Below are 24,419 nucleotides of genomic sequence, written 5' to 3'. Positions count from 1 at the left end.
TATAGCGGATAGCCCGGGCAACGCCCTAAACCTTACATTGAAATTTCTTGGTTCATGTTTATATTCTGTGACCGTGCACTTTGTGAGTTACATTTCTCTTCTTTTTCCTCCGGTTCGGCATCGTACTTTTCATCAAGGTCGGTATTGATTTCTACGAGCCTTTTCTGAACCAATGCCAGTTTTTCGGTCTTGTCGAATTCAAGTTCCAATACTTTCCGGTTGGCCTTTATGGATTTTTTGTACTCGGCCAGATGTTCCTTTTGTGCCAAGAGGGATTTCGGGATTTTGGATAGGGCATTGTAAACATAGTCGGTCAGGCTTTGCCAGTTGGCCACGATTCTCTTGGAACCATAACCATAGGAGGCATTCGGGGTAAGTACCAATAAGCGGTGGTGCAATTTGTCTTCTACGTCAAGAACCAGTCTTGCATTGGATATAGTCATAATGGTATGCTGGCCAACTTCTTCCCGTTTGGCCTGTAACCTCGAATTAAGTATTTGGCCCAACATATTGGCATCCATGGTATCGGGGCTATCAAGTGCCTTTCCCAATGCACTATAGTAAACGTCCTTTTCTTGCAGCGTGGTCCACAAGGACAGGTCTTTTTCAAGTTTGTCAATATTCTTTGTCGTTCTTGTCAGTTCGGTTTCATAAAAGGCGATATTGTTCTTGGCCTCCAAACGGTTCTTCTTGAAAATGGATCGTTCCAGTTCCAGTTCGTCCAATTCTTTGCCCAATTCCTCTTTTTCCAGATACAACGGGTCGTTCTTTGCGACCGCCAAGAGCGTTTTGTAATCTATGGTGCCCTCATCGTTTACCGCGCCCATATCCAGCCGATTGAACTGTATGGTGCCATTGGTCAATTGCTCGATAAAATTTTTCTTGATGTTGACGTTGTTGAGCATGAGGGCATCGGTACAGTTTTCGACAATGTAAAAGGAAACAACGACCTTGTCCCCAAAATGCTGCTTTGCGCCAATATTGCCTTTACGGACTCCCCTACCGTTTCGTTGGTCGATGTCCGTCGGACGATAGGGAATGTCCACGTGATGGATGCGTACCAATCTTTCTTGGATATTGGTACCGGTCCCCAACTTTTCAGTAGAACCGATGATGACCCTATAAGTGCCTTCGTTCACTTGCTTAAAGCATTCCAGCCGCTTGTTGTCGGTCTTGAAATCATGGATAAATACCACTTCTTCTTTGGGAATATCGAATTCTTCGGTCAGAATGCGTTTGAGTTCATCGTAAATATTAAATGTGTCTTTCGGTACGCCCAGGTCCGAAAAAATGGCCTGTGTACCTTTAAAAGCGTCCGTTTTCCTATAGGTGTCATATACCTCGGAGGCTATTTTCTGCAGTTTGGCATCGCCCGGATCTTCTAGGTTCTGGTTCAACATCCTTGGGTCTATGGAGGCGTTTCTCATGTGGTGCAAGGCAATCAGTGAGAGGGCGCTTTTTTGGTCTTCCGTATAGTCCTTATCCCCATATAATAGGCTGCTGTCCCCCGTTCTTAGAAATTCCTTGATCTGTTCAAAATATTCCAATTGGGCCGCCGTGGGTTTTAGCGTGTGCACATCGAGCTGCATTTTGGGCCTATCGATTTGGTGCGTGGTTCCGTTGACAATTATGGAAATCTCATTGTACAGTGAGGACAACAGTTTCATTTTCTTGAACGAACGAAAGCGTTCGCGAACTTTATAATCCCCCGAGACGGTAGGTTCAAATTCATAGGATTTGTTGGCGAAGACCTGTGCCCATTGGTCGAATGATGTAATGTTCATCTGTTCCATTCTATGCGGGATTAGATATTTGAACAGCACATAGACCTCCGTAATGGAATTGGAAATGGGCGTACCCGATAGAAAAGTGGTCTGAAAATCCCTTGTCTTTGCCCTCTGCAGTGTTCGGATGGCCACCAAAAGGTTTTTACTGCGTTCGGAGCCTTTGTTGGTATTCAGCCCCGCAACCCTGTGGTGCCTTGTTGTGTACATCAGGTTCTTGAACTTGTGGGATTCATCTACCATAATATGTTCAAACCCCATCTGCTCAAAATCGATGGCATCGTTCTGTTTGCTTTTGATCTGGTAATAGACCTGCTCCAAGGTTACGTTCAGGTTTTCCTTTCGTTTCTCCAGACCTTTGAGCACCCTTTTGCCTACATCGTATTTATTTTCGTTGATTACGCTAAGGTCGCGTTCAAGGTTTGCCAGCTCCTCGCTTATGATTTCATGGATGATCTCGGGGGATTGGGGTATGAACTTAAACGTGTCATGACTCATCAGCACGACGTCATGCCGGCCATTTTTTATTTTCTTAAAAAAGGTGTCTCGCTTTGTCTTCCCGTTTACTACCTTATCATGGGCCACCAATAGTTTCATCGTGGGAAATGCATTTAACAACTCCCGTTCCAATTGCACCACGGTGGAGCGAAGACCGATGACCAATGTCTTTTCCGAGAGGTTCAGCTCCTTTAGTTTCTGGGTCGTAAGGGCAATATCCAAGGTTTTTCCAAAACCGACTTCCTTGTTGACCAAAAGGCCTTGGTTTACGATGATTCCCGCAACCGTATCCATTTGGCTTTTGTACGGGGTAAAATATTGCAGCCCTTCAAAATGAAGGTAGTCACCGTCGTATTTCGGATGGACCTGGGCATCGTAGGTATTGTAAAAAATACGCTCCAATTGCGCCTTGATTTCAGGCTTGCCCAAGATGTATGCGGTAAACTCCTTGTAAATAAGGTCGAACTTGATGCGTATTTCCTGCATTTTCGCCTTGTCCGTGCGCTTATATTGTTTCGAGCCTTTTGTGACGTAGGGTATGGTGGAGTTCAATGCGCCTTCCAATATCTCTTTGAAATTGTAATAGCGATGTTCCGTACGCACGCTGAATTTTTTGATATACTCATAATCCGTCTTTTCGATTTTGACCATGTACTTGGAGGTACTCTCGTTATAGGCGATATGTACCAAGGAGCGGTAGGTGTCGAAAATGAAGGCTTGGGTATATTCAATGGGAAACCACGGTTCATGGAGTTTGATATCCAGATCCTCGTAAGGGGTCATCGGTGGCTTTACCTTTTCCAAGGCAACAACAGTACGTTCGATATAGGATTTGTCCACATAGGACTGATATTCCCCAAAATCGTTTTTGCGATAGGCATTCAGTTTTTCGTAAATGGTTCCCGATAAAAACAGGAACTTGGGGGCCAGTTCCCATCCCTGCTCCTTCGGGTCCAAAAACAATAGTTGCAGATCCAAAGCCTTTTTTATGATTTCGTCCTGTTCCATGCCCGTGTTCGAAACCAGGGAATCCAATTTTATTCGATTGAATTTGTTCAGGGAATAATAAATGGCATCTTCCAAGCTGAGCACTTTCTTCGGCTCTTGCGGCTTTTCTTTTGAAATCGACCGGAATGATTTATTGAAAACCTCCGATTTGATAAAGTTTCCGTCTTTCGGTGTTTCCAGCCCCAAAATCAAAGGCCCCTGAATATCCAAGGTCACAAAGGGATAGTTGGCTTTGTCATGGAGCCGCCCGTACTGGAAATTGAAGGCATCGTATTGATAGTCTAGCTCGTCCCTTACCTTGTCGATCTGTTCTTCGGGTGCCCGTAAAAATTTGAAATAGGTATCCCGCAGCGCTATTATTTTTGACAGCCTATCGAACTCCCGGGGCTTTACTTTCAATAACCGTAAACCGTTTTCCTCTTCTACTTTATAGAGTTTTTGTTGCTTGATGGTCAGATTTCCAGGTTTAAGTTCGGGATCGTCAGCACCGGAAATACCGATGGCCGTTTCTTCCGCCTGCGAGGTTTCTTTAGGTTTTGGGGCAATGGCCGGAATTGTGGCCTTTTTTTGCGCCTTTGGTTGCACGGTAAATCCTGCCATCAACGCTTTGATTTCAAGAGCGATATGCGCCAAGCCTTTATCGCTTTTTACGGTGTAGTCCGCATTGTTGTAGAGACCGCCTTCTTCGATAGTTCCAATAATTTGGGAGGTATATTCGGTATAGTAGTCGTTTATCTGAACATTATTTTTCCCTACGGTTTGCTCTGAACTGTTGGCAAACAAGCTGTTTATTTTCTTCTGTTCGTTCGAAGTTTCAATACGCCGGTTATTTTGGAAAACCAGAATATCCGTTACAATAGCCGTGTTCTCTTTGGAAAACGTAGTATCGGGCAGACGCACCCCACCCATAAAATTGTTTCGCTTGATGATATGCTCCCGAATTGGAACGTATTTGGTCCTGTCCATAAAATTCTTGGTGCATATCAAAATGGAAACACCTGAAGGTTTTAGACATTCAAGACTTCTGTAGACAAAATAGGAATGGATATTTCTGGAAATCTTGGTTTGTAACGGATGGCCCATTAGACCGCTGTCGAATATTTTATTGTCCCCAAAGGGCACATTGCTGATGACCAGGTCATAGCTTTTCGCAGCATCGGTCCGGGAAAGGTTTTCAAAGGGAACGCCGAAGATTTTGACCCGCTGCCGGAACCTGAAGTTGTGCTCCAATATTCGTACGGTTAGTATCTCCTTTTCAAAAGCGGTAAACTTCGCGGAGGGATAGCGCCTCAACAATTCCCGAATGAACAGCCCGTTACCGGCGCTTGGCTCAAGAATGGTTTTAGGAGTAAAGGACCCTTGGGTTTTTAAATAGTGGGATATTGCATCGATAATCGGCTCGGGGGTGTAAAAAGAATTAAGCGATCCTTTTTTTAGGCTACCGATAATGGTGTTTGTGTATTCTTCGCCATAATATTTCTCCAATATCCTAATGAGCTGTGCCCGGTAGGCATCATTTTTTAGAATGTCGAAGATATTTCCGAATCCTGGATTGTTGATGAAAAAATGGGATTGATTTTCAGGACTGTGGAGTGCTTCAATCGTCCTGACCAAATAATCCAGGTACTTCTTTTTTGAGTATTTCATTTTGAGTGAGTGAGTTAAGGAACTTGATCGGATGGTTATGTTACATAATTAATCCTTTGTTTTGGTTACTGTTCAGAAGCTTGCGAACTTCTTGCAGATCATTTCTTGAGAGCGTAAAACCCAAGTCCTTTTGTAAAGCCATATTGCATTTGTCCGTTATATTTTCAGACCTGCAAAGAATTCCCTGGAACTCTTTTTCATGTTTGAGAAAATATTCCTTGGCAAGGTCGATTCCGTGTTCTTCGACCATACATTTTCTGGCATATCTGAGCCTTTTACAAATCCATTCGTAATTGTAGTACAAAAGGTTTTCGTACAAATCACGGTTCGCCATATAGTTATCCGAAACCAACTTTTGTGTTTCCCTATCGAATAGAATAACACTGCCGTTATCGTCCCCTTCGCTAAAATCCATGTAGTAGGTAAAATCGATGGTTTCCATTACCTTCTCAAAGGTGTTGCCCTGATGTATAAGCATATTCCGATCCATGCTATTGTTGTTTTATTTGTGCAGTTTGTATGGTTTGATTTTTTTGAAGTTTTGCCAACGCAGTTTGGAAATTAGTACTTCGGGAATAGGTTCGGTTGATGTGTTCCAATACCGAGTCGTCAACCGGTCTGGAATTCATTGCTGACCGATGATGTTTCCCTTCCAAAAAATGCCATTTTCCTGTGCCATAGTGCTTTTTTAGACTGGCCTCATTGGTGTCGGATTTCAAGGAAATGGCATCCGTTTCGACCAAAAAGTTCTTTTTTGAAATGACCTCTTTCGATATATAGTACTTTTCAATGGCCGAGAGCGAACCCGATTGCATCCGGCTTTCAAAATTTTCCCAGCGTAAACGCCCCTTTCCATTTGCCCCGTCATGTTTCCCTATCTGTAACGTTCCATTTTGAACCCCTAGGCGGAGTCCATGTTTAAGATGGGCCAATACTATAATTCCGCTATCGAGAAATCGCTTCTTAAACTCTTGCTTTTCAAAATAAATGGATTCCTGTTTCGGTGCCGTTTCCATAAATGACTGAAAAACAAAATAAAGGTCGGTCGCCTCGGTCAATGTCATTATGGTTTCCTTCCCTTGCGACAAGGACAGATAAAATTGCTGGCCAAAATAGTTTTTGGGGTTCACTAATAGGTCTTCCTTTGGGGAGGAAATACTATTTTGAAAATAGGTGTTGCTATGAAATGTTTGCCGAACGGCATCATTATAGACCCGACAAATCGCCAATTTGTAATCTTGGCCGACTTTCAGAGCACCTATATCGAAAAAAATATGGCTTAATTTAAGTTTATTGCCCATTTCCGGATGCAGTGCACCAAAGTACCGTTCCAATCTTACCGTGTCATAAGGTTTCCATAGGGGAATATTTTCATGATTGCGATAGGCTACGCAGAAAGTTTCGTTAAGGGTGTCAAAGCCCAATTGCATCATGGCCACTAGCTTTTCCCCTTCCATGACCCGAAGATTTCCGAAGGGAACAATCTTGTGGTCTTGTTCTATAAAACGTTCTTTCCGTTTTGCGGCTACCAATTGTAATTTAAGGTTCTTATCTACATATCCCCTTTTTGCAAGCTGGAGTTGTTTCATGAAACCCAATCGTTTCGCATCGTTTACCTCTTCAGGTGTTACTTTGTCGTATTCCAGAAGGCTGAAATCCCTGAAATCGGGGTCTTTAGCGCTCATCCTATAGTTATTTACGGAATGGTACAGCCTTCTTGCCGAACGCAGTACCTTCTGCCAACGTTTTATGCTATTCTTCTCCATCTTTATTTGGATTTATTTGGATTACATGTTCATATATCTTCTTCTTTAAGGCAAGTGAGGGTCTCGGATCGATCTTTACTTGATTTTTGATGGTCTCGTAATGTAAGTGGTAGCCAGTGGAACTTCCCGAACTTCCCACGGTAGCGATGAGTTCATGCTGTTCGACCTTTTGGCCCTTATGGGCCAAAACTTTATCCAGATGCCCATAAAGGGTCTGAAAACCGAATCGGTGCTTGATTATGATATGGGTTCCATAGCCCTTATCGGAATAGAAAATATCGGTAATGATACCGGAGGCCGATGCGTAGACGGGTTTGCCGTTGGATGCGGCCAAATCGATTCCAAAATGTTTTTTTGTCTTTCCGGAAATCGGATGGCTCCGAATACCGTAATCGCTCGAAAGTATATAATCTCCTTTTTCCAAGGGAACGGCGGAAGGGAGTTGCTCCAATAGTACGTGGCGACATTTCAAGTACGTTTCCAGTGAACCTATATAGGAATAATCGGGAATTTGATAGAGATACGTCACGATGCGTTCCTCGATGGCCATCAGTAGTTGTTCCCGCTCTTTTTGAACGGTCAGTGAATCGCCATAATCGGAATTTATATTCAGTTTTAGGCGTTCTTGATACTGGGCCATGGCAACGGTGGCGTCATGCAGTCTCGTTTCCGACATCTTGTGATCTCCCTGTACAAAATACACAAGGCATACAAGCGTCAATAAAAGAAGATAGGCCAACTCCTTTCTTCCCAATTGTTTCAAGCATTCCCAAATGCCCAAGATGATATTTTTTGTTCGAAATGTTGTGAATTCAAAAAAATTCATATATTTGTATTTATAAGCAAATATATTATTTTAATGCAAATACACAAACATTAATAGGATATGATGAACAAATGGCTTGTGGAAGACTATAGGATTCATCTCCCCAAACTTTTTGAACACTTGGGTTTCCAAAGTATTCGAACGGAAAAGACCCATCGCATTTTCGAAAATGCCGGACTGTATTATATAGTCATATATACAGAAGAGGGCTTTTTGTACTATAAGGCCCAACGTCCGAAGGAAAAACTCTCGGCAACAGATCTGATCACCGAACACGTCTCGAAAATTGAGGGCGTACAAAAAGAAATGCTATGGGACAAGGTAGCGGCCTACCATACAAAGGTATTGGAGACTGACGCTTTGACCATATCAAGGGATTGGAAGGGTGAGTTCAAAAAAGTGCCCAAGGATTTCAATCATTTCGATTCTTATAGACTTCCCATCCAAAATAATGGCGAAGGCCTGTACGGTGATGCTGCCGATTTACCCTCTTTTACCGGCCGTATGTTCCTAAACGAAAAAGGGGAGATTCTTTTCCCCCTGTTCAATATGCAGAATACCGTTTGCGGGTATTTCGTCGACGCGGGCAAAAATGTGGCCCCCTACCGGGAATCAGCTGCGAAGCATGCCTTATGGTATTCCAATATACCCAAGAAAATTGACGGACTCTTTCTTTTCAAGAATCCCAAGGAGGCCTTGGCCTTTCATAAAAAATTCCAATTGAAAAACGTGGTGTATATGGCGTTGGGAGAAATAAATTCACAAACAACCGATATTCTTTTTCAAATACGGCAAACCGTTAAAGTGGACAAGATTATGCTTAGTTTTACCGGAGAAAAGAAAATAGAAGGTTATTTACGGGACCTTCATTTCATAACCTTCATAAAGGATTCCGGATTCAAATTGTCGTTGACGGACAGGGATATGGTACTAAGATTCCCTATTGGCGACAAAAAAGCCTTTTCCAGATTTTATGACCATACGAAAAGGTACAATAAGGAACTGGCCCAAAGCTTTTTAAGATATAACAACATACTCGACCAGCATCGATTGAACCGGTACGGAATCTCGGTTTCCAAAAACGAGGAAAGTATCAAGGTGCGATTGCCCTTGGAGACGAACGCCATTAAACTTTTGGTCTGGTCGTACTATAAAAACTATTTGAACAAGGCGATAGATATTCTAAAACCCAAGTCCGGTAATTGGTATTCGGAATGGGAGACCATGGAACATCGATCCAAAAGCGGAAAGGAGGTGCAGTTGAAAGAATATAGAATCGCACTATAAAAAAAATGGAAAAAGGGCGCTCCCGCCCCTTTTCCGTTCCTTAACTAGCAAATCACTCCTGAAATGCTCGTTACTCAAAAGTACTTAATTAAAAATTCCTTAACAATTAAAAATCACTCAAAAATGGAAAAACAAGTAGAAAAAGTGTTCGTAAAACTCAATCAGGCATGGCAGAAAGGCGATGCGGTCGCCGTCAACGACACAACGTACAAAGTGAAGACGGCCGACAATCTGACCTTTGAAATCGATAAGCAGAGCGAATATCTCGAAATGCAAAAGTCTCCTGCGCAGCGATTTGCGTTGGGCGAGGCCAAAGAACGGCTTGAAGGTGCGTATATCAGTTTTGCCAAGCTCCCCGAGAATGTGCAGGATGCCATCGTAAGAGGGGAAGAATACCTCCATAAATCCGCGTATCCAAAAGATGGTGTCATCAAGGAAAGCGTTAAAATGGTGCAAATGGTATACAGCCCCACTTCTGGTTCCCGATTGGATGTTCAAATCAAGCGCAAGGAGGAGGTAACCTTGGCCCAGGCCAAGGCATACAACCACCAGTTTACACAGGCCGAGTTTGACAAAATGGTCAATGAGGGCCGGTTCGTTTCCTTTGAGGGCCGTTCCTCCAATGGAGAATCGTTCACGAAACTGGCCTATTACGAGCCAAAACTGAACGACATCCGTACAAAATCGGCTTTGTCGTCCAGCACCTATCTCTATGGGCAACAATTGACCCAAGAACAGGCGGATTCCTTAAATCAGGGCAAGGAGACGAAAATAACGATCAAGGCAACCAAGAAGGGGCCCTTGACCTATATGGTCAGCTACAGCCCGAGAGCCGAGCGCTTTATTACTAAATCTTTGGAAAAAGCAAAGGTCAAGGATATGGAAACCAAGGATGCGATAACGGTAAGCGGCGAAAAAAAAAGAAACAGCCTAGCAACGCCATAAGTATGTAATCCAATAATTACCAACTCAATGTAATGGCCGACATGCTTGGTGTGTCGGCCATTTTAAAACCTTTCCATGCAAAGTCCAAACTACGGGGATAACCCGCAACACTATAAAAATTTGATTGCCCAGATCAATGAAGAGGCTAATTTTCCGATGTACCTACATCAGAACGGATACAAGTTGGTACAACAAAGTGCCGGGTCTATGGAGTTTCAAAATGACGAGGACCGCATTGTACTGCAGACGATGCGCAAACCCATGACCTACTTCAACCGGAACGATTCCTGCGACAAGGGCCTGTTCTTTAAATACCTTTTGCAACGTAGTGCCAATTTCTACAAAGCCATAGAAAGCGGTTTGGAAATAACCAATCGAACCTACGATCTAGGGAACACCGTTATCAAAATCACAAAATCGAATGCTTTCTTAAAATCGTTGGAAGAAAAATACAATATAGTCCCGTTACGGAATTCAAACTATTTACGGATCCATCGGGGAATCTGCAAAGCTACCATAAACAGTCCGCTCTTTAGGGGCCGCATTTTCAATGCCTATCACATTAGGGACAACGGCGGTAGAATCGCCAACATCGCCTTTCCCAAATATGATTTGGCGGGCGACCCAAAAAACTATATCCTCTATAACAAGCCCTACCGCAGAAGGGCCGACAATAAAGTAAAAAAGTTCCGTCTTGTATTGAATCAAAAAGATCATTTTCTTTTTCATTCCAAAATCATGGCAAGGCCGACCAGAATTATTTTCGGGGAAAGCGGTATAGACCTTCTTTCCTACCAAGAACTTCATGGCAAAAAGGATGATTTCTACGTTTCCTTCGGTGGGAACGTGCACAGGGAAAAACTACAATTCTTCATGCAATTGATTACGCCAATGCTACAAAATAAAGGCCTCGAACTCAAATCCATCATGGACAATGACATATCTGGCCATGAGTATGACCTAAAGATCTTTACGGCCCTGATCAATCAAAACAATACGGACCTCTATGCGGAAGCCTCGTTCAAAAATGGCAATGTCAGTTTGAGCATCCATTATACTGAAAAAGTGCGAAATCGGATTGCATCCCACAAAAATCTCTTGGAGGAAAAATTGACCTCTGACCTCCGTAGGGATAACCATGTTTTTGGTTTGGTTCGATGTGTGGGGTTCTCCGATAAATTGCTTTTGGAATTCTCTTTACAGGAAGTAATCAATACTACCCATATCATACGGCAACAAAATGTATTCAAGACCTTACTCGACGCCATTAACGGCCTGTATCTCCCTTTTACCGCCAACATCCATAAATCAAACGGAAAGGACTGGAACGACGACCTCATGGTTTCGAAAAAAACAAAATTTATAAAAATGGAAAAAGTCGTACCCAAGGAATTGGGGATTGGCGATCAAATCGAATTGAAATCGCCCAAGGGTCCAGAGGGCGCAACGAACAAAGGAACCATCAAGTCCATAAAGCCAAATGGCGTCGAATGTGATTTCGGGTTGACCTATACGTATGCCATCCCCTATTTGGCCATTGTCTCCCATTTTAAGAACACCGCTTTTCTTTCCAGGGAAAGGGAGGATGAAAGAACAAAGAAAAACGATAACTTACAAAACCATATCGCATGAATATCATGGAACCACTATCGGAAGAACTACAGGACAACCAATATTATGTCGCCCTCTTGGACGAACTCGTCGAAGAGAACGATATCGAACTAAAGCACCGTCTGCAAAAAGCGGATACCTATGCCCAATTCATCAACGATCAGGCCGGTCTATTGATGGATAAGACCATAGACTACATAAAGTCGAATGAAGTATCTTTCGTCCTTGCGTCCAACATAGTGGTAGAGCAATGGAAGGAACGTATGTTCAATTAGTCCTTCAATTTCATTCCAACCCTGAAGTTTTCAACATGAAGGACAAGAATCTGGCTTTTTCGGCAATGCTACTATCCGTGCTGGTATTTACGGTAATAGGTTTTACGGGCTACTATCCCATCCTGCAGGACCGGCAGTTGGATTCCAATCTTTCCGAAATAGTTTATCGGTTCTTGATGCGATTTGGACCCTTACAAAGCCCCCTGAAAAGCAGGGGATTGTTGGTGATGTGCATTTTTGGTGCGGTCTTGTTATACAACCCTAAAAAACAGGAAGGCAAATCGCTCTCCGGTGGCCTTTCGTATTTTGGTATGGGCTGTATGCTTCTTTTAATATCTGCATATTTTAAAACGAACCATATCGGTATGTTGTGGTTGTCCGCAGGTCTCTATTTTTTAGGGTTCCTATTTACCGTGTCCGGTACGGTTCATATTTTCCAAACGATGAATTTCGGCAACATGGTCGATGACGACCCTTTCAATGACCGGAACGAGATGTTTCGGCAAACGGAAAAACGTGTGGACACCGAACATTCGGTAAACATACCTTATGAATATAGGTATAAAGGGAGATTAAGAAAGGGCTGGATAAATTTTGTCAACCTTTTTCGCGCTTTGTTGATTATCGGTACGCCAGGTAGCGGAAAGTCCTTTGCCTTGATCGAGGAAATTATCGAGCAAATGATAGAAAAGGATTTTACCATGCTGCTCTATGATTTTAAATTCGACACCCTGAGCAAAATCGCCTACAACTACCTCAGAAGAAAAAGGGAACGGCCCGAAAATGACAAGGTCCCCCGAACCGTAAAAATTCCGGAATTCTACGTCATAAGTTTTGATAACATCGAAAAGTCGAACCGTTGCAATCCCATCGATCCGTATTTGATGAAGAACCAGTCCGATGCTGCGGATGCGGCCACCGTTATCATGAAAAACCTGAACAAGGATTGGATAAAGCGCAGCGATTTCTTCGCGAAGAGCGCCATAAGTTTCGTTTCGGGACTGATTTGGTACTTGAAGAAGAAATCCGAGGAATTGGGCAAGAACATATGTACGCTTCCCCACGCCATTACCTTATCCATGGTCAACATCGAGTACCTGTTGGAAATCATGATGCAGGACCTGGAGGTACGCACCTTGATGATTCCATTTAAGGATGCCATGGAAAGACAAGCGGGCCAGCAATTGGCAGGGCAGACCGCGAGCGCACAAATTTCACTATCGATGTTGGCCAACAAGGAAATCTACTATATCATGACCGGTAACGATTTTCGCCTGGATATCAACAATCCCAAAAAACCTAAAATCGTGTGTATCCAAAACAATCCTGACCGTTCGGAAGTCTACGCGGCCCCTATCGGCCTCTACATCAATAAGACCTTGCAAGTAGTCAATAAACCCGGGGGAAGACCGTTAGGATTGATTTTCGATGAAGTCCCGACTGTCTTTATTATGGGGCTTCGAAAGATAATCGATACCGGAAGGTCGCACTATATCGCTACCATATTGGGCATCCAGAGCGTCACGCAACTGATCGCGGATTACGGTAGAGAACTTGCGGAGGTTATATTCGACAATTGCTCGAACGTTTTCAGTGGGGCCGCCAAAGGAGAAACCGCAAGACGGATAAGTGAAATATTCGGTAGGATACATCAGGAAAAAAAGAGCAAAACGGTTTCCAATAACGACACTACGGTCAATTATAGTACCATTCTCTCCGAACTGCTGCCGAAGAGTAAGATTACGAGCATGTCCACAGGTCATTTTGGGGGAATCGTTGCCGACACCTTTGAAAATCCCATTGAACAAAAACTATGTTTCGGCCAGATAAGACCTAATATGGCCTCGAAGAAAATTCAAGGTAGATACGATATTCCCGTACATACCCATTTTAAATGCAAGAACCATAAAGAGTTGGTCGAAGGAAAGCTACGACTTATTGGGACCCTTGATTTTTTCGATAATGTCCATGCAATCGATTTCCAGCAATTGGACTATATTGATTTTTACAATGTATATCTAAAGGAGTTTGCCCATAAGCACTATTCCAATACCATAAAACGTATGCAGTTCATAGCATTGGTACGTGAACTGAAACTTTTTGACCACCTGCCCCGTTTGGAAGAGCTTTCAAGAAGGAAAACTTCAAAAGAAGATCTAAAGGCTTTCATTTTTAAGTTAGTGGACCGGATGTACATTGACAAGGAAATCGATAATGTGTTGGATATCAATTTTTTGAAAGTCATTAAGGATATCGATACTTTAGTTCAGGAGGAATATTTGATAAGCACGGGAAAGCAACTCGAATCCACCGTTTTCGATAAAAATAAAATGGGTGATCAGATCGGGGAATCCCTAGAGAAGGAAGAGGCCATCGCAGCGCATTTCATGAAAGAATATCGTAAGAAGCCGAGCAGGGAATTGGCAGATGCGTTCTTAAAGGTCCATCAAATCCCGACATTCGAAAAGGTGTCGGCAAGCCAGGAAGTGAATTTGTTCGCCGCTGCCGAACAAGAGGATCTGGAGGCTTTATATTCGAGTTTTCCGGTCGAAACCAAAGAAGAATAATGAATAGCAACTTAGCATAGCCTCAAATTCACCAATCAAGAATGCCGATAGCTGAAGTGTCATATAAACTAGTAAACTAAATAGTATGGAAGATATAGAAAAAATCATGAAAGGGTCAAAGAAGGACTTTGCTTACATCGGGGAGCGTTTGCGTATGATACGCGAAGAACTGGTCAAGAAGGACACCGACAATCAAATTACGAGTCAATTCTCAATGAAAAAACTTGCGGAGCGTTTTGATATGAATCCCATGACCATCGCGAACGTCGAAAGGGGAACCATTTCCCTTACCACTATAAAGCTGGCACTATATTATTATACGTTGGGCTATAATATGATGTGGATCTTTTCGTACGATAACGAGTTTATCGAAAAGCACAATATCGGCGAGAACGTGGTGTACCAAACGGATGTACAGGAGGAATATAAGGAATTGGAGTCCTCTATAGTGGATGCCTTAATGACCTTCAAGAAGAAAATTTAAAGAGGGGTATCACAATTTGTGATACCCCAAAACCGACCAAATATGACAAAGATCGTATCAGAAACCATTGCCGAAACAATCCATTATTTAAGGGGGCACAAGGTAATCTTGGATTTTTATTTGGCAAGATTATACGAAGTGGAAACAAGATCGTTAAAACAGCAGGTCAAACGGAACCTCGACAGGTTTCCGGAGGATTTCATGTTCGAGCTCAGCGTCCCTGAGATAGATGAACTGGTATCACAGAATGTGATACCCAACAGAAGTATTTTAGGTGGGGCCGTTCCCATGGCCTTTACCGAACAAGGGGTGGCTATGCTTTCCAGTGTACTTAGAAGCCAAAAGGCACTTGATGTCAATATCGCTATAATGAGAACCTTTGTCCAACTCAGAAAGCTTTTTCAATCGAACAAGGAGCTGGAGAAACAAATACTGGCTATGGAACGGAAATACGACCAGCAGTTCAAAGTGGTCTTTGACGCGATCAAAAAGCTTATCGTCAAAGAGACCGGGCCCAGAAAACGTATTGGATATAAGTAACCAGGTTACGATGGGAAATTTAAACTCGTGTACCAATTCAATATTTCAATGACTTTATATTTCAAACCAATAAAATGAAGCGTCCCGCAAAAAAGTTTACCATGGAAGAATTACTTGAGTTCGCCGATTGGTGTAGAAATGGATTGACCAATTCGGAATATAAATCCTTATCAAGTTCAGGACTTCTTTACCCAAATTGGCGTAAAAGTAAGGAAAAAGCCAAAGTTGAGGAAAATTTGAAACAGGCCAGACTATGGTTCAATGCAAGACCTGGGGATATTCTAACAGTAATTTCAAAGGACCCTAGATCAAAAATAGAGCTGGGAGAAAAACTCGTAGTCCAAAAGATATGGCACTCAATACGAGAACTAAACGACGAAAGAGCAAATGTCTATGATGTGAGATTAAAACGGACTAGAAAATCCTCGATAAAAAATATAAAAATCTCGGCATGGAGTGATGGAGTTTTGGTTAACTCCAACTGGCTTTTCGAAAAGTCAAGCTCTTAGGGATAATTAAAGAATTTGGGATATTTAGTTGAAAATAAGAGGCGCAAATAATCAATTTTTATTGCGTCCCCAAAATCATGACATTGGCTTCAACTTCTAAATTAACGACACTAGCCATGTTTTTTGAAACACTTTATTAATAAAATTCTCCGTGATACAAGGAGCTTAAAATAAGCAGGGTATGAATTCTGATGGTCTTTTAAATATTTACGAACAATACTACGAAGCTGAATTGAAATATGGGTTCTTCATCAAGGCGAAATCATGGCAATCCATAGGCCAGGTCATGTTCATAGCCGGAATTGACGAAGGGCAGCCCTTGAGAGGGGAACCACCCTATTTCAACAACCCAAAAGTTATCGTAAGACTATTCTATGCCGACAGTGTTTCGCAGATTACCGAGTCGACCACGTCGCGGGTCGTAGCTTTGGTGGATGGTGGTACTTATAGGTACCAGCCTGTTGTCTGAAAAAGTGTTTCGCCAAAACCAAATCCCGATAAGGTGTCTTTTCCTAGATAAATAAAGATTTATATTTCGAGTAGTCAGTAAACTCGTCCTTAAACCCGTTAAAGACGTCTTCTTCTTTATAATCGCCACCTAGAAGTGAACTGAATGCATAAACACTTTTTCGTAGCAATGAGGCCTGTTCGGCACTAACTTTTCGGTTTGACATCTCGATCAATTTTTCCCGTAAGCCGTTTTCCATATGGTACTCCATCGTTTCAGGATGTAAATTGGGTTGAATACCTTCATAGACCATTATGTAGGCAACCTTTCCGTACCACTGCTTTTCCATTAAATAAGAGACCCATAGGTTTTTAAGCTGCCCTCGTCCCTGCTTTTTTATACTATCCATGGCCGTGCGTTGTTCTTTCAGTACATCATCCAAATTTTTCAGGGAACTGAGATATTCATTAGTGTTTTTACGTAATGGAACACTGACCGGATATTTGGAATAGATGGATGCTACATGGATTTTATCTCCCCGTGCTTCAAAAAAGAAACCTCTGGCATTGAAAAGCCTTATATAATCGGTTGGGGATTTTTCAAATAGGATATTGAATCCTTCCATTGCCTTATGAAAGGCCTTTAAACTCTTTTTCTCGTAACCCGTTCGAAACGTTTTGGTCATGCTCCCATATAATTCCGGCATCAATATCGGCAGGAAAAATGATGTTGGATTTAAATCCATGGCTTTTGTGCTATCGTCCGCTGTTAGCATTTCCAACACCTTTTCATTTTGGTTGATGGACCCGGTGGAAATATAGGCTTCATCGGAATTGGAGGGAATTATTCCTTGCAATGTAAGGGGAATGGAATGTGTGCCAGAATTCAAAAAGGTAACGTTGCCGTGATGATATTTTAGACCTAACCCCCGTAGTAGATAAAATGCGATGTTCGTATCGTTGGTTATGTCAAAAACCGATTTTTCCAGCACCTTTTTAATCAACCCCGTCCTTATTTCCAGTTTTTTGATTTCCCTTTTCGATTCGGTCTTCGCGAATTCGGCTCGAATGTCATCAAACCTATTTTTAAGGGTCTTGGGCAACATTTTTCCGTTATTTGCACCTAGATAGTGGTTCAAAAAAGAATAGTGCTCAGTACGTGCTATAAGTGGCAGCAAGTCCTTAAGATTTCTGTTTACAACAAATTCCGACAATAGCTCCTTGCTTTTATTTGTGCCCAGATACGATTTGTAGAAAGCGTTCTTTATCAGTTTTTTGATTTCAAGGCTAAACTGATTACTCCCAATATCAATGTGGGTCTCGGAGGACTGGTCTCCACTCAATCGGGAATTATTGGGCCAATCGTGTTGCAGGCTTATCTCGGATGCCTTAAAAGTATATCCCGACTTATCATATATAATAAAGTCCGCCAATTGCCTATTCCTTCCATATAGTAGCTGACAATCGATGTTCTGATAAGATTTCAGGACATCGGGCAAATCCTCGGTCTTAATATTATTGAAGAGTTTAAATGTGGTCAGCAGTTGCTTTTCCAAACGTTTTTTGTGCATGGGTAAAAGCTTTGATTTGCTGTATTTTTCAAAGATGGTCCTTAGTTTTGGCCCACTCAGTTCAGGATGGACGACATAGCCGTTTATGAACTGGGTATTGTATTGTTTTTGGTTGTCGATGCCGTAGGCCACCCCTACCCTTCCGCTGGCATGGGTCATCGTCCTTACGACGATATGGTAAGGTTTTGCCAATCGCGCCAGCTCTTCAAAACCCCGAACTTTATATTTCTGCAACAGGCCGTTGATTACATCCTGCATATAGAATTTAGTCCCGTTATTTTCATCGACAGAAAGCTGTAGTTCGGGCAAACGGTACTTCGGAAGGTCCCTTTGAACCTTTGTGCCCGGCGAAGGAGAGAGACCGTATTTTTTCTCCAAAAACCTTTGGGTGGCTACATTTCTATGGTAATCGTTGCGCAAATTGATGAGCGTACCGGATTCGTTCACGGTGGTAGATACAAGGTGTACATGCTCATGGATGGTATCGCTATGGCGTACCACGACGTAGGGCTGTTCCCCGTATCCCATTTCATCCATATAATCCTTGGCAACCTTATAGAACGTTTTGTCGTCAAGATGCTCCCCATGGGGCAGGTTGAGGGTAATATGGGCATATCGACTGGCCGAATCATGGCGTTGGCCCTGAAAATGTAATGTATTCGCGAAAAATTTAGGGGTGGTGCCAAATTCCGATATCGTGTTCTGAAAGCCCAAAATGGTACTTCCGTTCTTTCCAAAAACATAGTTCAATACCCCATGTACGGTCTCGCGATATAGAATACGACCGATCATTTATGGTAATTTTTCACTTAACAGTTCCAAAATTTGCATCAATAAGGTATTCGTTTTTTCGATTTCAGCATCCAACTTTGCGGATGGGCTTCTCAAATTTTTGGCATGTGCAGTTGCTGTAAGCTGGTTTATATTGGTGCCGATCCTATTGATTTGATAAATGAGGTTTGCCGAAGGTCCGGGCAGTTTTTTGGTGTCCTCGGCCTGTTGTTTATCAAGTATCAGCCGCCTTAAAAAAGGGGCCACTACTCCCCTTTTGGTAAAATCGAGGTTGTAGGTTCCCATGGTCTCCTTGACCATTTGCAGTTCCGAATCATTAAAGCGGAGCACTATGCCATGTATCCGCTTTTTATTGCCTAAAGGTTTTCTGCCTGTTTTACGTGCCATTTCTCTGGTTTAACGGTATAACCGCATTTTTCACTTCGTTAGAAGTAGTAGTTTTAAGATACTTAAAACATAACTTGCGAAATTCTCTGAATTTCAATATACGAAATTATTACCGAAAGTAAATGGGATATTTAAGGTATAAATGTACCATCAAATTAATTATGGACATTATAACATCTTGGATAACAGCGAACGATTGTTTTTACCATCTTAAGTAGGGTTGTCAAGACAACCTATTGCCCCCATAACGGATTCATTTTATGATATGCACCATCTCAAATGATAATAAACGATACAGCAAACTTAAATACCGTGCCTGGGCAAAAAAAGTGCATGGGACTTTTTTGTCCCATGGGCTTTTGAGCGGTTCCGAGGATGCCAAGGAGGCCGATAGGCATTTCTTGGCTTCCACAGGAACAAGGGCTACACATTCTTTTGATTTTACCCATCGGTCATACTGTGTTTGAACCCAAAAATGCTCTAGATACAGCCATCCTATTTTTTCAAGATCATTATTTAAAAAATCGGTCCTATTTGCATTATTGGACCTTTATACATTTCAAGAAAATCATCGAAATATCATAAAAATAGATTCGTCCTTAAGCCAAATGAAACCACGTTGTGGATCCATTTAGATTCATTTGGCCTCATATGGTTTTAGCCCAAATTATTTTTCATAAACATCTAGTTATTAACAAATTATAATTATATATTTCTCAATAATTATATAATTAATTAGGGATTTAGGTCATTAAACAATGCCTTGATTATTTCATCATTTAACTAATTATTGAAAGAACTAAATAACGGATTATGGATACAAAGATTATTAGTGTGGTAGGCGAAAAAGGTGGTATCGGAAAAACGACATTGAACATTATTCTAGCTTCAAATCTTTTCTATGCAAAGCAGCAAAAAATTGTGCTTTTGGATGCCGATAATCCTCAATACTCCATCTACAAAAAACGGAATCGGGAAATGGAAATGTTGGATGCCGAAGAAAGGGCAGGTTTGGAACTTTATCCTATTGAACCAGTAACCGTTCAGAATCTACAGGATGCCATCCTGAAGTACTATGGCCAAGTGGATTATATAATTCTCGACCTTCCTGGCAGTTTGAATGTAGAGATGGTCAAAGGGCTAATGTATGTGGAACATGTTTTTGTGCCCTTTGACCATGACGAACTGGAAATAGACAGCACTTCACACTTTTATTTCACGTTGAAAAATAATTTCCTTGATAATGAAGAGCGTGTATTAAAGAGCATCCATCTTTTTTTCAACAAGTACAAGCTGGTCAAAAGAAACAAGTTTGCGGTGCTGCGCCAGCAATTTAAAGAGGCGGGTATTCCCATGATGACCAGTGTAGTCAAGGACAAGACCATCTACAAGGAAAGATATCGGAATACACTGTACCCCATACCTGAGCATAAAGAAAGGGGCGAAAAAGATATCAAACATTTCTTTGAGGAAGTAAGCCAACTAACAAAATAGCGCAATACTATGAAAAGAGGAAAAAAAGTAAATACACTAGGTCTGATCCAAAAAATGGCGGAACAGAACAAAGAAACCGTGAATGTGCTGAAGACCTTGAAAAGTGAGCGTTCGATTGAGGAAACGCCGAGTGGGTCCAAACAACATTTTGAGCCTAAAACCGTTAGGAATACGAAAGAAACCGCAGTCATTGAGAATCATAAAGGGATGACATCCAAAAATTCTTCAATGACCGACGAGTACCCGGTTCGACAATTTAAATTGTTCCTACGCACGGAAAACTTTCGCGATAGAAAGGAATCCTTCGTGCTTTCCTTAAGTAAGGACTGCATGGGAAAATATGAAAAATTGGCACAGGGGGCATCCTATAAATTGGACATAAAAACCCATCGCAATGACTTGATAAGAAAGGTTTTGGAAGATTTTATAGATAAAAAGTATAGAAAACTGATAAACATAATAGAACAAAAATAGAAAACTTTGAGCAGCTACTGGTACATATTGATAGGTTTGGCCCTAATCTATTACGGGTATGTTCTGTGGGTGCTGTTCAAGAAGAAAAAAACGTCAAAGAAAAAAGATTCAAAAAATATTGCTTTTTTGCATTTAAATAATATATTTGCATATAAGTCAGATAATGAACAAACTGATTTGGAAGCTGTACTCGACCAGATGACCGAAGTGGAAAACACCTCGGAACTTCTGGAAGCTTTTAAAGAGGGTTCATTGGAAGATGATGCAAATTCCTTAACTCGCAAAAAGCATGAAAAACTCAAAGTTATCCGCAATGAGGATACGGCCGAGAACAATGGGCCGGATTCCGAAACCTGATCCCATTATCCTATTCCTACTTCTGGTCTGCATTCCCATATGTTTCTACGGCCAGTTTGACCAACTCCTGCAAGAGGCGCAAGATTTCAAGAACGACTCCAAAAGCCTTTCCCGTGAAATCATAGATATTATCAAGATTATAGCGGGCACGGCACTTGGTATTATGGCCTTGGCCTATATCTATATCCGTAACCAACAGACGGATCTTGCGGATAAACTTGGAAAGGCCATTATTGGGATAGCCATCTTTTTTGCCATGATCGCCATTGGCGAGGAAATTGCCAACATCTAAATTTCCTTACGTCATGGAGAATAATTTTATCCCGATCAGGAAAGGGCTGCAAAAGGATGTCCTATATCGAGGCCTCAAGGCAAAGTACATTATGTACTGCCTTTATCTTGGCCTGGCAGCGATTATACTGGGACTGGTCCTATCCACTTTTATTCCGATGGTATTGGCCATGTTAGCGATCGTCATCGCAATCGCCATCATATTCCTCGTCCTTCTGTTCTACTCACGAACCTACGGCGCCAATGGGTTTGTCAAAAAAATGGCAGATGCCGCCAAACCCGATTCCATAAAAATATCCAATACATACGAAAACCTATTGCTATGGAAAAACAAGTAGCACTTTGGGACGCGTTCCCTATTTACGGTTATGAGAGAAGGGCATTGATATCCAAAGAGAAGGGTTGTTTGACCGTTCCCCTAAAACTTGAATTACCCGAAGTATATACATTGGATGCTCTGGAATATGGAATGCTTCAAGAGCTGTTTTCCAACATCATCAATGTCTTGGGCCCGAATAGGCTCCTACACCGGCAGGATTTCTTTCTTCAGGAAAATTATACTCCGAATTCCCAAAGGCTACGAGGCGATATGTTGGAACGCGCCAACGAAAAACATTTTGAGGACCGCCCTTATTTGGTCGGCAGCCATTATCTATATATCAGCGTTGTTCCCAAAAATTACATTACCTATGGTTCCAAACGGGCGAACTCGTTCTTGGGCAAAAGGCGGGAATTCTATTTGTCGCATACCGTTCCCGAAGAATTCATCGATAGCGGAATATTGAAGGAGTTCGAAAATCAAGTGGAGAATGTCGACAATTTGATTAATTCGAGCGGTCTGATAAAGTCCGAACTATTGGATTATGACGATTTGTTTTCCCCGGATGGGCTATACCCCAAATATTTTGGCATTTGTGAAGAAAACGCCAATCTAACCGATGTGGATTTCGCCAACAACTCCATAAATATTGGCAGTAAGAAGGGGCAATTTTTCACGCTGGAAAATTTGGATCAGTTCACCAAAGAGCATGTAGGCACCCATGAGCTATATGGAAAGTTCACTACCCGTCATAATCGTTTCCCTATCGGCAATCTGTTTTCTTTGGGTTTCAAGGTGCCCCATGAACATATCATCAATCAATATATCCACATACCGGATCAGGAAAAAGCACTTTCCAGCCTACGGAAAAAAGCGAAAAGCTTCCAGCGCTTCAGTACCGGAAAGAAAGATGACAGTAACGCGATATACGCGGATCAAATATTCGACTATACCAAAGATATCCTTGAAAACCACAAGGAAACGGTCTTTTACCATCTCAATGTATTCGGGTTCGAGGACGACCGGAGCAGGCAAGGGCAAATGGAAAACTCCATTTCTTCCGCCTTTAAAAAATTGAAGATCAATGCAAAGAGGAACAGTATAGATAGGAAGAATCTGTTTTTTGCCGGTGTCCCTGGTAATGCTATTGGCATCCCGTTCGAGCTATACCTACCCATGCCGAGCGATATGGCCTCCTCCCTACTCTATTTTGAAGGCGGCTATAAAGATTCGTCGAAAGCCGTTGATGGGCTGCGTACGGTGGATAGAATCTCCGGCCGGCCGCTTACTGCCAGCTTGTATCGAATACCTGAAGAAAAAGGTTGGATATTCAATCGGGGGATGTTGGTCGCCTCCGGGTCGGGCGGCGGCAAATCCTATTATGTCAACCATTACATCGCTTCCGAACTGAGGCAAGGCGGGGAGGCCGTTATCATCGAGGACGGCAATTCCTACGATAAACTTACCGAGGTATTTGGTGGCATAATCCTGCAGCATGATGATGACCGGCCATTTACCTTCAATCCTTTTCTTCTGGACAATCACGATGTTGTCGAGAACCGCACTCGGAGCAAGACTTTGGCCGAAAGCAAACTGCTGCACCTTGTAACGCTTCTCAAATTGATTACGGGTAACAGTAAGGATGTCACAGGTTTGGAAGTCGCAAATACCGTTATCGAACTTTTGGTTACGGGTTATTACGAGTTAATGTGGCAAAGCGGTAATACAAATTTCAGGTTTGACACTTTCTATGAGTATTGCAGGAATCATATAATAGCATTTATTGGAACCAAAGAAATTCCGAAGGAAAAATTCGATGCCAATGTGTTCCTCTTCCTGCTGGAAAAGTATTACACAGGCGGGCCGAGAGGCGAACTCTTGAACAAACAGGACGATAGGATTACCAGACTAAGCGATGAAAAAGTGGTGTACTTCAAATTGGGCAAACTGATCGATAACGAGCTGCTGTTTCCCATCACTGCGCTGATGATAATGGAGATCTTTAACAAGAAGATGCATGACCTCGCCAAACTGTCCATAAATAAAATATTGGCCGTAGACGAGGCATGGAAGGCCTTGGTAAGGCCCGAACTGGTACACTATTTCAACAGCCAATCAAGAATGGCGCGAAAACTGGGAGGCCAGCCTATTTTTATTTCCCAAAAAGTAAGTGACTTTATCTCCTCCGAAATCATCAAAAATGCCATTGTGGTCAACTCGCACATCAAGGTCTTCCTGGACATGCGGGACTTTGCCCAATCCTTCGATAAGATACAGACCGTTATGGGTTTAAACGAGAAACAAAAACAGCTTATTCTTTCCATCAATAAGGATTTACCGAAGGACAGAAAGTTCCGTGAGGCCGCGTTCTGTTGGATGGACAAGGTAAAGGTCTACGGCTTGGAAACCTCTTTGGAAGAGAAATGCATTTACGAAACCAATCCGACCGAGAGCGGTAAAATTTTGGAACTGTATAAAAAGAATCATAAAAATTGGGAGTTGACCGCAAAGGCCTACGCCTTTGAAAATGCTCCATAAAA

The 24,419-nt window shown here is 42.2% G+C and carries 22 protein-coding genes; 16 read left to right on the top strand and 6 right to left on the bottom strand.

Annotated elements, in window-relative coordinates; translation table 11 throughout:
• Nucleotides 1–32: 32 nt before the first annotated feature.
• Genes J0654_RS03755 through J0654_RS03740 form a run of 4 tightly spaced genes read right to left on the bottom strand, consistent with a single transcriptional unit; the run spans nt 33 to nt 7,529 of the window.
• Nucleotides 33–4,937 carry a helicase-related protein gene (locus tag J0654_RS03755; RefSeq protein WP_067030391.1) on the bottom strand — a complete coding sequence of 1,635 codons (4,905 nt, stop codon included), beginning with the start codon at nt 4,935–4,937 and terminating at the stop codon, nt 33–35.
• Nucleotides 4,938–4,977: 40 nt separating this feature from the next.
• A complete protein-coding gene (locus J0654_RS03750) occupies nt 4,978–5,427 on the bottom strand; it encodes a hypothetical protein (RefSeq protein WP_141673213.1) in 450 nt (149 codons plus the stop codon).
• A 1-nt stretch (nt 5,428) separates the two neighbouring features.
• Complete coding sequence (locus J0654_RS03745; protein ID WP_116183684.1) at nt 5,429–6,703, bottom strand: hypothetical protein; 1,275 nt, start codon at nt 6,701–6,703, stop codon at nt 5,429–5,431.
• Nucleotides 6,690–7,529 carry a M23 family metallopeptidase gene (locus tag J0654_RS03740; RefSeq protein ID WP_067030381.1) on the bottom strand — a complete coding sequence of 280 codons (840 nt, stop codon included), beginning with the start codon at nt 7,527–7,529 and terminating at the stop codon, nt 6,690–6,692. Before J0654_RS03740 ends, J0654_RS03745 begins: the two co-directional genes overlap by 14 nt.
• 60 nt (nt 7,530–7,589) lie before the next feature.
• Here J0654_RS03740 and J0654_RS03735 point away from each other — a divergent pair, with 60 nt between their 5' ends.
• The 9 genes from J0654_RS03735 (at nt 7,590) to J0654_RS03695 (ending at nt 16,216) form a co-directional block, all read left to right on the top strand.
• The gene (locus J0654_RS03735; RefSeq protein WP_147296615.1) at nt 7,590–8,816 is read left to right on the top strand and encodes a hypothetical protein; all 1,227 of its coding nucleotides are present in this window, start codon (nt 7,590–7,592) and stop codon (nt 8,814–8,816) included.
• Between the two features lie 123 nt (nt 8,817–8,939).
• On the top strand, nt 8,940–9,761 hold the full coding sequence (locus J0654_RS03730) for a hypothetical protein (RefSeq protein ID WP_166247891.1): 822 nt from the start codon (nt 8,940–8,942) through the stop codon (nt 9,759–9,761).
• Between the two features lie 75 nt (nt 9,762–9,836).
• Nucleotides 9,837–11,393, top strand: coding sequence for a hypothetical protein (locus tag J0654_RS03725; protein WP_067030373.1), 1,557 nt, complete (start codon nt 9,837–9,839; stop codon nt 11,391–11,393).
• Entirely contained in the window at nt 11,390–11,647 is a 258-nt protein-coding gene (locus tag J0654_RS03720; RefSeq protein WP_067030369.1) for a hypothetical protein, read from the top strand. Before J0654_RS03725 ends, J0654_RS03720 begins: the two co-directional genes overlap by 4 nt.
• A gap of 35 nt (nt 11,648–11,682) precedes the next feature.
• Nucleotides 11,683–14,214, top strand: a complete 2,532-nt coding sequence (locus J0654_RS03715; protein ID WP_166247890.1) for a type IV secretory system conjugative DNA transfer family protein — start codon at nt 11,683–11,685, stop codon at nt 14,212–14,214.
• A gap of 85 nt (nt 14,215–14,299) precedes the next feature.
• Entirely contained in the window at nt 14,300–14,698 is a 399-nt protein-coding gene (locus tag J0654_RS03710; RefSeq protein WP_067030363.1) for a helix-turn-helix domain-containing protein, read from the top strand.
• 42 nt (nt 14,699–14,740) lie between these two features.
• Entirely contained in the window at nt 14,741–15,238 is a 498-nt protein-coding gene (locus tag J0654_RS03705) for an ORF6N domain-containing protein (protein WP_067030360.1), read from the top strand.
• A gap of 101 nt (nt 15,239–15,339) precedes the next feature.
• Nucleotides 15,340–15,747, top strand: a complete 408-nt coding sequence (locus tag J0654_RS03700; RefSeq protein ID WP_141673212.1) for a hypothetical protein — start codon at nt 15,340–15,342, stop codon at nt 15,745–15,747.
• A gap of 181 nt (nt 15,748–15,928) precedes the next feature.
• On the top strand, nt 15,929–16,216 hold the full coding sequence (locus tag J0654_RS03695) for a hypothetical protein (protein ID WP_067030354.1): 288 nt from the start codon (nt 15,929–15,931) through the stop codon (nt 16,214–16,216).
• Between the two features lie 43 nt (nt 16,217–16,259).
• Here J0654_RS03695 and J0654_RS03690 read toward each other — a convergent pair whose 3' ends face one another.
• Nucleotides 16,260–18,557 (bottom strand): relaxase/mobilization nuclease domain-containing protein, encoded by a 2,298-nt coding sequence (locus tag J0654_RS03690; RefSeq protein ID WP_067030351.1) that lies wholly within the window; start codon nt 18,555–18,557, stop codon nt 16,260–16,262.
• Complete coding sequence (locus J0654_RS03685; RefSeq protein ID WP_116183697.1) at nt 18,558–18,944, bottom strand: plasmid mobilization relaxosome protein MobC; 387 nt, start codon at nt 18,942–18,944, stop codon at nt 18,558–18,560.
• 260 nt (nt 18,945–19,204) lie between these two features.
• Here J0654_RS03685 and J0654_RS03680 point away from each other — a divergent pair, with 260 nt between their 5' ends.
• The 7 genes from J0654_RS03680 (at nt 19,205) to J0654_RS03650 (ending at nt 24,417) form a co-directional block, all read left to right on the top strand.
• On the top strand, nt 19,205–19,411 hold the full coding sequence (locus tag J0654_RS03680) for a hypothetical protein (protein ID WP_116183698.1): 207 nt from the start codon (nt 19,205–19,207) through the stop codon (nt 19,409–19,411).
• 346 nt (nt 19,412–19,757) lie between these two features.
• The gene (locus tag J0654_RS03675) at nt 19,758–20,438 is read left to right on the top strand and encodes a ParA family protein (RefSeq protein ID WP_067030418.1); all 681 of its coding nucleotides are present in this window, start codon (nt 19,758–19,760) and stop codon (nt 20,436–20,438) included.
• Nucleotides 20,439–20,447: 9 nt separating this feature from the next.
• The gene (locus J0654_RS03670) at nt 20,448–20,912 is read left to right on the top strand and encodes a hypothetical protein (protein ID WP_067030415.1); all 465 of its coding nucleotides are present in this window, start codon (nt 20,448–20,450) and stop codon (nt 20,910–20,912) included.
• Between the two features lie 6 nt (nt 20,913–20,918).
• Entirely contained in the window at nt 20,919–21,269 is a 351-nt protein-coding gene (locus J0654_RS03665; RefSeq protein WP_147296617.1) for a hypothetical protein, read from the top strand.
• Entirely contained in the window at nt 21,202–21,561 is a 360-nt protein-coding gene (locus J0654_RS03660) for a hypothetical protein (RefSeq protein WP_166247889.1), read from the top strand. Before J0654_RS03665 ends, J0654_RS03660 begins: the two co-directional genes overlap by 68 nt.
• Before the next feature lie 13 nt (nt 21,562–21,574).
• Nucleotides 21,575–21,898, top strand: a complete 324-nt coding sequence (locus J0654_RS03655) for a DUF4133 domain-containing protein (RefSeq protein WP_116183701.1) — start codon at nt 21,575–21,577, stop codon at nt 21,896–21,898.
• Nucleotides 21,883–24,417, top strand: coding sequence for a TraG family conjugative transposon ATPase (locus J0654_RS03650; protein WP_116183702.1), 2,535 nt, complete (start codon nt 21,883–21,885; stop codon nt 24,415–24,417). Before J0654_RS03655 ends, J0654_RS03650 begins: the two co-directional genes overlap by 16 nt.
• Nucleotides 24,418–24,419 lie beyond the last annotated feature (2 nt).

Origin of the sequence: Flagellimonas profundi, from assembly GCF_017313275.1 — a bacterium.
Lineage (GTDB): Bacteria > Bacteroidota > Bacteroidia > Flavobacteriales > Flavobacteriaceae > Flagellimonas > Flagellimonas profundi.
This window is presented reverse-complemented; position numbering and strand designations above follow the sequence as displayed.